Raw genomic sequence first — 10,388 nt, forward strand, 5'->3', positions numbered from 1 at the left:
CCATTCGCCCCCTGGCCCCCTCCCGTTTTACAATCACCCTGGCCTACTGCGCCGCCGGGGGAAGGCCTTCCCCTGTGCCGTTGTGACTACGTACCATGACCGCCGTGCCCCAGACCGCTATCGCTATCAGCCCAGTCCCCGACCCTACGATCGACAAGAATCGTTTTCGCACCGATTTCGTCCGGTTCGCCACCGAACTCGGCGTGTTGCGATTTGGTTCGTTTACGACCAAGGCAGGGCGTCTGAGCCCCTACTTCTTCAACGCCGGCCTGTTCAACAGCGGCGCGGCCGTCGGCCGGCTGGCCGAGTTCTATGCCGAAGCCCTGCTGGCTTCCGGCGTCGAGTTCGACATGCTGTACGGCCCGGCCTACAAGGGCATCCCGCTCGTGACCGCGACGTCGGTGGCGCTCGCCGCCCGCGGCCGCGACGTCCCGTTTGCGTTTAACCGCAAAGAGGCCAAGGACCACGGTGAAGGCGGCTCGCTGGTCGGCGCACCGCTGAAAGGACGGGTCGTCATCATCGACGACGTGATTACGGCCGGTACTTCGGTGCGGGAATCGGTGCGGCTCATCCAGGCCGCCGGGGCCCGTCCCGCCGCCGTGCTGATCGCCTTGGACCGCATGGAACGCGTGGGCCCCGACGATGCCTTGTCGGAGCATTCCGCCGTCCAGGACGTCGAGCGGACGAACGGGTGTCCGGTCGTCAGCATCGCGTCGCTCGACGACATCCTCGACATGATCCAGCAAGGCGGCGGCAACGGTGAGTTCGAGCAGCATCGGGAAGCCGTGCTTGCCTACCGCGCCCGCTATGGGGTGATCTGAACCACCAAGCCGCGGCCCGCGGGTGGGCTGCGGCGCAAACCCCGTTCAGCCGAGCCGGATTCTGCGGTGGGCGGGAATGGAGCCCACGCGCTGCAGAAGGAGCGACCGGGTCACGCGAACGGGGAGTACAGCGCTGTGCGGCCCGCCGCAAGCGGATGGGACACGGCCCCGGCGAGGCGGGGCCGCGAGGGTGGGCGCAGGAGGATCAGGACAGCTTTTGCCGCAGCAGTTCGTTGACCTGCTGCGGGTTGGCCTTGCCCTTGGCGGCTTTCATCACCTGGCCGACCAGGGAGTTGAAGGCCTTTTCCTTGCCGGCGCGGTATTCGGCCACGATGGCCGGGTTGGCTGCAATGACGTCGTCGACCATCTTGGCGATGGCGCCGGTGTCGCTGATTTGCTTCAGGCCACGCGCCTCGATGATGGCGTCGGCGTCGCCGCCTTGTTCGCCCTGCCAAATGGCCGCGAAGACTTCGCGCGCGATCTTGTTGGAAATGGTGCCGTCGGCGATCCGCGTCAGCAGCTTCGCGAGCTGGGCGCTCGATACCGGGCTCTGGGAGATGTCTTTCTCTTCGCGGTTCAGGGCCGCAGCCAGTTCGCCCATGATCCAGTTGGCCGCCAGCTTGGCCTGCCCGGCGGGCAGCGCCTTGACCGCGGCCTCGAAGTAATCGGCGGTCGCGCGGCTGACGGTGAGCTGGGCGGCGTCGTACGCCGGCAGGCCGTATTCCGACTCGAAGCGGGCGCGCTTGGCGGCCGGCAGCTCGGGCATTTCCGCGCGCACGCGCTCGATCCATTCCTGGGAAATGACCAGCGGCGGTAAGTCGGGGTCGGGGAAGTAGCGGTAGTCGTGCGCATCTTCCTTGGACCGCATGCTGCGGGTTTCGTCGCGGTCGGGGTCGTACAGCCGGGTTTCCTGCACGACCTGGCCGCCGTCTTCGATCAGCTCGATCTGGCGGCGAACCTCGTACTGAATGGCGCGTTCGAGGAAGCGGAAGGAGTTGACGTTCTTGGTTTCGGTGCGGGTGCCGAATTCCTTTTGGCCGGCGGGGCGCACCGAGACGTTGGCGTCGATGCGGAACGAGCCTTCCTGCATGTTGCCGTCGCAGATGCCCAGCCACACCACGAGCGCGTGCAGCGCCTTGGCGTAGGCCACGGCCTCTTCGGCGGACCGCAGCTCGGGTTCCGAGACGATTTCCAGCAGCGGCGTGCCGGCGCGGTTCAAGTCGATGCCGGAAGATTTCTCGCCGTGCGGCCCGATGAAGTCGTCGTGCAGCGATTTGCCTGCATCTTCTTCGAGGTGGGCGCGCGTGAGCCGGACGGTTTTTTCCTTGTCGCCCACGAAGAAGGTGAGCGAGCCGCCCTGGACTACCGGGATTTCGTACTGGCTGATCTGGTAGTTCTTGGGCAGGTCGGGATAGAAGTAGTTCTTGCGCGCGAAGATGGAGCGAGGGGCGATGTGCGAGCCGAGCGCCAGGCCGAGCTTGATCGCCCGCTCCACCGCGCCGCGGTTCATCACCGGCAGCGTGCCCGGCAGCGCTAGGTCGACGGCGTTTGCCTGCATGTTGGCCGGCGCCCCGAAGCGGGTGCTGCTGCCCGAGAAGATCTTGGATGCCGTGGACAGTTGCACGTGCGTTTCCAGACCGATGACGACTTCCCAGTTCATACGTTCGTTCCGCTTGAAGATCACAGGCTGCCGGGACGGCGTTCGTGCCAGTCGGTGGCTTGTTGGAAGATGTCGGCGATGCCGAGCAGCCGCCCCTCGTCGAAGTAATTGCCGATGATCTGCAGGCCGACGGGGCGTCGGCCATGGACCGGACCCAGGCCGAAGCCGCAGGGGATGGACACCCCGGGCAGGCCTGCCAAGTTCAGGCTCAGCGTGTAAATGTCGGCCAGGTACATGGCCACCGGATCATTCGTCTTCTCGCCCAGGTTCCAGGCGACCGTGGGCGATACCGGGCCGATGATGACGTCGCATTGGCCGCGCAGTGCCTTTTGGAAGTCTTCGGCAACCAGCCGGCGCACTTTCTGCGCCTGCAGGTAGTAGGCGTCGTAATAGCCGTGCGACAGCACGTAGGTGCCGATCAGGATGCGGCGCTGCACTTCGAGCCCGAAGCCTTCCGCGCGCGAACGGCTCGTCATGTCGGCCAAATCCTGGTACTGGGCGGCGCGGTGTCCGTAGCGGACGCCGTCGTAGCGCGAGAGGTTGCTGGAGGCCTCGGCCGGGGCGATGACGTAGTAGGCGGGGATGGACAGCTCCGTGCGCGGCAGCGAGATGTCGACGCGCTCGGCGCCCAGCGTCTCGAATTGCTGGAGTGCTGCCTCGATCGCCATGCGGACGTCGTCGGCCAGGCCGGGGCCAAAGAACTCGCGCGGGATCCCGATGCGCAGGCCAGCCAGGGGTTTGTCGCCCTTCGCGCCGGCCAAGAATGCCTCGAAGGCCGCCCGGACGCGCCCCGGGGCGTTGGGTTCGCCACCGCAGCGTTCCAGGCTGGTGGAGTCGCGCTCGTCGAAGCCCGTGATGGGGTCGAGCAGTTCCAGCAGGTCGCGGGCGTGGCGCGCGATCGGGCCGCCCTGGTCGAGGCTGGAGCCGTAGGCGATCATCCCGTAGCGGGAAACAGTGCCGTAGGTGGGCTTGATGCCGCTGACGCCGCACAGGGCCGAGGGCTGGCGGATGGATCCCCCGGTGTCGGTTGCCGTGGCGCCGACCACCAGGCCCGCCGCCACGGCGGCCGCCGAGCCGCCCGACGAGCCGCCCGGCACCGCGGAGGTATCCCACGGGTTGAGCACCGGGCCGAAGGCCGAATTCTCGTTGGACGAACCCATGGCGAACTCGTCGCAGTTGAGCTTGCCCAGCGTGACGGCGCCTGCAGCGGCGAGACGTTCGACCACTGTCGCGTCGAAGGGGCTGACGTAATTCTTGAGCATGGCGCTGGCAGCCGTGGTGCGCCAGCCGCGCGTCACGAAGACGTCCTTGTGGGCGATGGGGATGCCGGTCAGCGGGGCGGCGCGACCCTCGGCCAGGGCGGCGTCGGCCGCGCGGGCCTGGGCCAGCGTCAGGTCGGCGTCCACATGAAGGAAGGCGTTCAGCTCGTGGCGGGCGGCAATGGCGTCGAGCGCGCTTTGTGCCAGTTCGGTAGCCGAGACGCGCCGCTCGTCCAAGGCCTTGCGCAGCTCGGCAATGCTCGCGAATTCGGTATGCAGGGGCAATGTCATGGGCTTACTCGATGACCTTGGGCACCAGGAAAAGGCCGTCCTGGACGGCGGGGGCGTTGGCCAGCAGCGCGTCGCGCGATGCCTCCGTGGCAGGTTCGGTGACCTCGTCCTCGCGCAGGCGCAAGGCCACGTCCTCGATGGCGGAGATGGGGTGGGTGAGCGGTTCCACGCCTTGGGTGTCCACGGCCTGCAGCTGTTCGATCAGGCCGAAGATGCCGTTGAGGTCTTTGAGGACTCGCTCCTGGATGTCGCTTGCGAGCTCCAGCCGGGCCAGCCGCGCGATGCGCGTGACGTCGTTTTCGGTAAGCGCCATGGCAGGTGTGATGGAAAGGCCGCTAAAGTGCAAAAAGTTACATTTTTGCGCGCTTCGGCCGGGGTAGTCGTAACACCGCTTCGAAGTTCGCAGACTCGAGATTAATGCAGAACTTTGATGCAGTTTCGGGGTATCAAAACAGGATTATAAGTTATCATTTTGCGTTTACCGGACCGCCCACCGCTCCCCGCTCTCCTAATAAAGATCCCGATGTTCAGTTTCCTGCGCAGTTATTTCTCCAACGATCTAGCGATCGACCTTGGCACCGCCAATACGCTGATCTACGTCCGCAGCAAGGGCATCGTGTTGAACGAACCCTCGGTGGTGGCGATCCGTCAGGAAGGCGGCCCAAGTGGCAAGAAATCGATTCAGGCCGTCGGCAAAGAAGCCAAGCAGATGCTGGGGCGCGTGCCGGGCAACATCGAAGCCATCCGTCCGATGAAAGACGGGGTCATTGCCGACTTCACCGTGACCGAGCAGATGCTCAAGCAGTTCATCCGCATGGTCCATCCCAAGGGGCTGTTCGCTCCCAGTCCCCGCATCATCATCTGCGTTCCCTGCGGCTCGACGCAGGTCGAGCGCCGGGCGATCCGGGAGTCGGCGCTGGGCGCGGGCGCGAGCCAGGTCTTCCTGATCGAAGAGCCCATGGCCGCGGCGATCGGGGCAGGGCTGTCCGTTTCGGACGCCAGCGGGTCCATGGTGGTGGACATCGGGGGCGGCACGACCGAGGTCGCGGTCATCTCGCTGGGCGGGATGGTTTACAAAGGGTCGGTGCGCGTCGGCGGGGACAAGTTCGACGAGGCCATCGTCAACTACATCCGCCGCAATTACGGCATGCTGATCGGCGAGCCCACGGCCGAACTCATCAAGAAAGCCATCGGTTCGGCGTTTCCCGGCTCCGAGGTCAAGGAGATGGAGGTCAAGGGGCGCAACCTGTCCGAGGGCATCCCCCGCAGCTTCACCGTTTCGTCGAACGAGATCCTCGAGGCCCTGACCGATCCGCTCAACCAGATCGTCTCGGCCGTCAAGATTGCCTTGGAGCAGACCCCGCCAGAGCTGGGGGCCGACATCACTGAAAAAGGTATCATGTTGACCGGCGGCGGCGCGCTGTTGCGCGACCTGGACCGGCTGCTGCAGGAAGAAACCGGTTTGCCCGTCCTCGTGGCCGAGGATCCGCTCACTTGCGTGGTGCGCGGATGCGGGCAGGCTCTCGAGCGCATGGACAAGCTGGGCGCCATTTTCACCAACGAGTAACCCTCATCGGGTCTAAAGGCGACGGGGCGAATCGGCTAGAAGCGAGACGCCCCGGTTTTTTTTCTGAAGGGAACTGTCCCGGATCGGACGCTGGACACCGACTTCCATGCAACACAGTCCACCGTCGTTTTTCAAACAAGGTCCGCCGGCCTGGAGCCGGCTGATGTTCTTCGTGCTCCTCTCCCTGGCCATGCTGGTGGTCGACACCAGGATGCGGGCGCTCGACGCGCTGCGCGAGGCGATCGGCGTGGTGCTCTATCCCTTCCAGCGGGTCATGCTGCTGCCGCGCGAGGGCGTGCGGTACGTGGCTGAGTTTTTCGAAGTCAACAGCAGCGTGCAGCAGGAAATCGAGGCGATGCGCCGCCAGCGCATCGAGATGGCGCAGATCACCGCCCAGGCTGCCCAATTGGCCGCCGAAAACGCGCAGCTGCGACGCCTGCTCGGGGCGAGCGAGCGCGTCCAGGCGCCTGCCGTGCTGGTCCAGGTGCTGTATGAATCGCGCGATCCGTTTTCGCGCCGGCTGATCGTCGACAAGGGAAGCGCCCACGGGCTGCTCGCCGGCATGCCGGTGATCGACGACGGCGGCGTGGTCGGGCAGGTCGTGCGGACCTTGCCGATGACGTCCGAAGTGGCCTTGCTGACCGATCGCGTCCAGTCTATCCCCATCCAGGTGTTGCGCAACGGGCTGCGGGGCATTACCTCGGGCGGCGAAATACCCGGCCGGCTGGGCCTGCGGTTCATGGCGGCCGATGCGGACGTCCAGGTGGGCGACACCCTGGTGACGAGCGGCCTGGACGGCGTGTATCCGGAGGGGTTGCCCGTGGCAGTGGTCGAGTCGGTCGAACGCGACGCCAGTTCCGGGTTTGCCCGCATTCTGTGCAAGCCCATAGCGGGGTTGGACCGCCATCGGCACTTCCTGGTGCTGCAGACGATCACGTCGGAACTTCCCGGCGGAGCCAAGGACGAATCGCCCAGGAAAGCCGTGTCGGAGCAGAACGCGTCCGAGAAAACGCCCCAGTCTTCTGTCGCTTCTCGCGGTACTCGTCGCCGATGAAAGTTCCGTCCACCTTGCCGCGTTCACGCGTGCCCCCGGAGCAACTGTTGTTGCCGGTCGAGCCGCGTTTCATTTGGCTGACTTTGTTCCTCGCCTGGCTGCTGAACCTGCTCCCTTGGGGGCAGGTGGGCGGCATCCCCGACTTGCTCGCGATCTGCCTGGTATTCTGGAGCGTGCACGAGCCCAGGCGAGTGGGCATGCTCGCGGCGTTCTTGTTCGGCATCCTGATGGACGTCCACGGTTCCGCCCGGTTGGGTGAGCATGCGCTTGCCTACACGCTGATGGTGTATTTGGCCTTGCTCATCCACCGTCGGCTGTCATGGTTTTCGCCCTGGGTCCAGGCCCTGCACGTCCTGCCGATTTTTTTCGTTTCCGAACTCACGGTATTCTCTATTCGCGGCTGGCTCGACAATAGCTGGCCAGGATGGTGGTGGGCGCTGAGCAGCGTCATCTCCGCCTTGCTCTGGCCTTTGGCCGGGTGGATTCTGCAGGCGCCCCAGCGCCGGGCGATCGATCCGGACGACACGAGGCCCATCTGACGTCCTGCAGGCCGACCGTCACTCGCCCGTCCCGTCTTTCGGCGGGGCGGGTTCCCGTTACCCATGACCGAACTCAAGGATACTGAGCGCGAACTCCAGCACTTCCGCCTGCGCCTGGTGGTGGCGGGGGCGTTCGTGTTCGTCTGCTTCGGCTTGTTGGCTTCGCGCTTTTGGTTCCTGCAGGTGGCCAATCACGACGCCTACGCGGCGCGCGCCGAGCAGAATCGCATCTCGGTCGTGCCGATCACACCCCATCGGGGCATCGTCGTCGATCGCAACGGGACGCTGTTGGCGCGCAATTACTCCGCCTATACGCTCGAAATCACGCCGTCCAAGGTGAGCAAGCTCGAGGAAACCATCGATCAGCTCAGCGAGATCGTGCAGATCGACGCCCGCGACCGCCGCCGGTTCCGGCAGCTGATGGCCGAATCTCGCCGTTTCGAGAGCTTGCCCATCCGCACCCGCCTCACGGATGAAGAGGTCGCCCGCTTCGCCGCCCAGGCCTATCGCTTTCCCGGCGTGGAGATTCGCGCCCGCCTGCTGCGCCACTATCCTCAAGGAGAGGCGGCCGCACACGTGATCGGCTACATCGGCCGGATCTCGCAGCGCGACATCGCCCGGCTGGAAGAAGAGGGCCGGATTGCCAATTACCGCGGCACGGACTATATCGGCAAAGAAGGGCTGGAGAAGTATTACGAGGAGGTGCTCCACGGCAAGACGGGCGTGGAGGAGGTGGAAGTGACGGCCACCGGCCGTCCGGTGCGCACCCTGTCCCGCACGCCGCCGATACCGGGCAAGAATTTGATCTTGTCCATCGACCTGGAGCTGCAGAAGATCGCCGAGGCGGCATTCGGCGATCGCCGTGGGGCGCTGGTCGCGATCGAGCCCGCCACCGGCGACATCCTCGCCTTCGTCTCTCGCCCGTCGTTCGATCCCAACCTCTTCGTGGACGGCATCGACGTCGAGAGCTGGAAAGCGCTGAATGAATCGCCAGACCGCCCGCTGATCAACCGCCCGTTGTACGGGACTTATCCCATCGGCTCGACCTACAAGCCGTTCATGGCGCTCGCGGGGCTGGAATTAGGCAAGCGCACGTTTACCGGCACCATGTACGACCCGGGCTACTTTGAGTTCGGCAACCGGCGCTATCGCAATGCCGGCGAGCGGGCCTACGGCCACATCGACATGAAGCGTGCGCTGGAGGTGTCCTCCGATACCTATTTTTATGCGCTCGCGGCCGACCTGGGCGTCGATGCGATCCACGATTTCATGAAGCCCTTCGGCTTCGGGCAGATCACCGGCATCGATCTCGCCGGCGAGAAGACGGGCATCTTGCCTTCTACGGCCTGGAAGCGGCGCGCGTATTCCAAACCCGAGCAACAGCGCTGGTATGCCGGAGAGACCATCTCCATCGGGGTCGGCCAAGGATACAACTCCTTCACGCTGCTGCAGCTTGCCCAGGCGACCTCGGTGCTCGCCAACGACGGTGTTTACATGAAACCTCACCTCGTCAAGGCGCTGCAGGACAGCGCCACCGGGGAGCAGACCCTGACCGTCCCCCGCGAGAGCTACCGCATTCCGCTCAACCCGGAGAACGTGCGGCTCATCAAGCAGGCCATGGCGTCGGTCACCAAAAGCGGAACGGCCGCGCGGGCGTTTGCCGGCGCGCCCTACGTGGCTGCCGGCAAGACGGGTACGGCGCAGGTGTACAGCCTGCGCAGTGGCGAACGCTACAACCACAACCGGGTGGACGAGCGCTTGCGTGACCACGCCTTGTTCATGGCCTTCGCACCACTCGAGCAGCCTCGCATTGCCGTGGCGTTAATCGTGGAGAACGCGGGCTGGGGTGCGACCGTGGCGGCGCCCATCGCCCGGCAGGTGTTCGACTACTGGCTGCTGGGCAAGCGCCCGGGCGATCCTCCTTCCGACGAGGCGCCGCGATCCATGGAGGCTTCTGGTGATTGATCGCCCGGACCTGTTCAACCGCGTGACCTGGCGCACTGTCATGGCGCGCACGTTCTCCGTTTTCGACGGGCCGCTCTTGCTGATCCTGCTCGCGCTGGCCGGCGTTGGCCTGATGTCCATGTATTCGGCGGCCGGCGGCTTCGATGGGCGGTTCTCGGACCAGCTCCGCAACTATGGCGTCGCCCTGCTGGCCATGTGGGCGCTGGCGCAGCTCTCTCCGCATACGCTGATGCGGCTGGCAGTGCCGTTTTATTTGCTGGGGCTGGGCCTGCTCATGGGCGTGGAGGTCGCGGGCGAAACCAGCAAGGGCGCCACGCGGTGGCTGAACCTGGGTTTCACTCGCATTCAGCCTTCCGAGATGATGAAGATCGCGGTGCCGATGATGCTCGCTTGGTATTTTCACCGGCACCAAGGCGCGCTGCGGGTGCGCGATTTCATCGTGGCGGCCATCCTCATGCTGGCGCCGTTCGCGCTCATCGTGCTGCAGCCGGACCTCGGCACTGCACTGCTCGTATTCGGCGCGGGGTTTTTCGTGCTGTTTTTCGCGGGACTGTCGTTTCGCCTGCTCGTGCCCGTCACGGTCGTCACCGTGGTCGCCATCGGCACGCTGGTGATGCTGGAGGACCGGTTGTGCGTCGACGGCGTCGACTGGGTCATCCTGCATGACTACCAGAAACACCGGGTATGCACGCTGCTCAATCCTAGTTCTGATCCGCTTGGCAAAGGGTTTCACACCATCCAGTCGGCCATTGCCGTAGGCTCGGGTGGGATGCTGGGCAAGGGCTATATGCAAGGTACCCAGACTCATCTCGACTTCATTCCCGAGCGCACGACGGATTTCATTTTCGCCGTCTACGCCGAGGAGTTTGGATTCGTCGGCAACCTGGTGTTGCTGCTCTTGTACCTGCTGTTGCTCTTTCGCGGGCTGAGCATCGCATCGAGCGCGCCGACGATGTTCGCGCGCCTGCTCGCCGGGTCGCTTACCATGGTGTTTTTCGTATACGCGTTCGTCAACATGGGCATGGTGAGCGGAGTCCTCCCGGTGGTGGGCGTGCCCCTGCCGTTCATGAGCTATGGCGGTACCGCCCTGCTCACGCTGGGTTGCGCCGCCGGCATCCTGATGGGGATACAGCGGCACAAGGCCTTGGTCCCCAGTTGAGGCAGCCGGGCTCGACCGGCCGGCTAGCCCGGGGGCAGCGCGGGCTGCGGCGAGAACGGCGCGACCGACATGA

The 10,388-nt window shown here is 65.2% G+C and carries 9 protein-coding genes; 6 read left to right on the forward strand and 3 right to left on the reverse strand.

All coding sequences use genetic code 11. The annotated features are described in order from the left end of the window. Positions 1–95: 95 nt before the first annotated feature. Complete coding sequence (gene pyrE / locus IRZ12_RS11675; RefSeq protein ID WP_296468570.1) at positions 96–821, forward strand: orotate phosphoribosyltransferase; 726 nt, start codon at positions 96–98, stop codon at positions 819–821. Positions 822–1,026: 205 nt separating this feature from the next. Here pyrE and gatB read toward each other — a convergent pair whose 3' ends face one another. The 3 genes from gatB to gatC are packed head-to-tail and all read right to left on the reverse strand — an operon-like array spanning position 1,027 to position 4,344. Further along, entirely contained in the window at positions 1,027–2,481 is a 1,455-nt protein-coding gene (gene gatB / locus IRZ12_RS11680; RefSeq protein WP_296468572.1) for an Asp-tRNA(Asn)/Glu-tRNA(Gln) amidotransferase subunit GatB, read from the reverse strand. 20 nt (positions 2,482–2,501) lie between these two features. After that, entirely contained in the window at positions 2,502–4,031 is a 1,530-nt protein-coding gene (gene gatA, locus IRZ12_RS11685) for an Asp-tRNA(Asn)/Glu-tRNA(Gln) amidotransferase subunit GatA (protein ID WP_296468573.1), read from the reverse strand. A 4-nt stretch (positions 4,032–4,035) separates the two neighbouring features. Further along, positions 4,036–4,344 (reverse strand): Asp-tRNA(Asn)/Glu-tRNA(Gln) amidotransferase subunit GatC, encoded by a 309-nt coding sequence (gene gatC, locus IRZ12_RS11690; RefSeq protein WP_296468574.1) that lies wholly within the window; start codon positions 4,342–4,344, stop codon positions 4,036–4,038. A 210-nt stretch (positions 4,345–4,554) separates the two neighbouring features. Between gatC and IRZ12_RS11695 the strand changes: the two genes are divergently transcribed. The 5 genes from IRZ12_RS11695 to rodA all read left to right on the forward strand — a co-directional run bounded on the left by IRZ12_RS11695 (position 4,555) and on the right by rodA (position 10,315). After that, positions 4,555–5,598 carry a rod shape-determining protein gene (locus tag IRZ12_RS11695; RefSeq protein ID WP_296468576.1) on the forward strand — a complete coding sequence of 348 codons (1,044 nt, stop codon included), beginning with the start codon at positions 4,555–4,557 and terminating at the stop codon, positions 5,596–5,598. 106 nt (positions 5,599–5,704) lie between these two features. After that, positions 5,705–6,652 carry a rod shape-determining protein MreC gene (mreC, locus tag IRZ12_RS11700; protein WP_296468578.1) on the forward strand — a complete coding sequence of 316 codons (948 nt, stop codon included), beginning with the start codon at positions 5,705–5,707 and terminating at the stop codon, positions 6,650–6,652. Continuing rightward, positions 6,649–7,191, forward strand: coding sequence for a rod shape-determining protein MreD (gene mreD, locus IRZ12_RS11705; protein ID WP_296468580.1), 543 nt, complete (start codon positions 6,649–6,651; stop codon positions 7,189–7,191). Before mreC ends, mreD begins: the two co-directional genes overlap by 4 nt. Positions 7,192–7,254: 63 nt before the next feature. Next, a complete protein-coding gene (gene mrdA, locus IRZ12_RS11710; RefSeq protein WP_296468583.1) occupies positions 7,255–9,156 on the forward strand; it encodes a penicillin-binding protein 2 in 1,902 nt (633 codons plus the stop codon). A 40-nt stretch (positions 9,157–9,196) separates the two neighbouring features. After that, positions 9,197–10,315 (forward strand): rod shape-determining protein RodA, encoded by a 1,119-nt coding sequence (gene rodA / locus IRZ12_RS11715; RefSeq protein WP_296468586.1) that lies wholly within the window; start codon positions 9,197–9,199, stop codon positions 10,313–10,315. The last annotated feature ends 73 nt before the right edge of the window (positions 10,316–10,388 follow it).

It is taken from the genome of Pigmentiphaga sp. (assembly GCF_019689535.1).
In the GTDB taxonomy this organism is placed as follows: Bacteria; Pseudomonadota; Gammaproteobacteria; order Burkholderiales; family Burkholderiaceae_B; genus Pigmentiphaga.

Coding starts and splice junctions, on each gene's coding strand:
- pyrE (WP_296468570.1), top strand. CDS start 96: ATGACCGCCGTGCCCCAGACCGCTATCGCTATCAGCCCAGTCCCCGAC.
- gatB (WP_296468572.1), bottom strand. CDS start 2,481: ATGAACTGGGAAGTCGTCATCGGTCTGGAAACGCACGTGCAACTGTCC.
- gatA (WP_296468573.1), bottom strand. CDS start 4,031: ATGACATTGCCCCTGCATACCGAATTCGCGAGCATTGCCGAGCTGCGC.
- gatC (WP_296468574.1), bottom strand. CDS start 4,344: ATGGCGCTTACCGAAAACGACGTCACGCGCATCGCGCGGCTGGCCCGG.
- IRZ12_RS11695 (WP_296468576.1), top strand. CDS start 4,555: ATGTTCAGTTTCCTGCGCAGTTATTTCTCCAACGATCTAGCGATCGAC.
- mreC (WP_296468578.1), top strand. CDS start 5,705: ATGCAACACAGTCCACCGTCGTTTTTCAAACAAGGTCCGCCGGCCTGG.
- mreD (WP_296468580.1), top strand. CDS start 6,649: ATGAAAGTTCCGTCCACCTTGCCGCGTTCACGCGTGCCCCCGGAGCAA.
- mrdA (WP_296468583.1), top strand. CDS start 7,255: ATGACCGAACTCAAGGATACTGAGCGCGAACTCCAGCACTTCCGCCTG.
- rodA (WP_296468586.1), top strand. CDS start 9,197: ATGGCGCGCACGTTCTCCGTTTTCGACGGGCCGCTCTTGCTGATCCTG.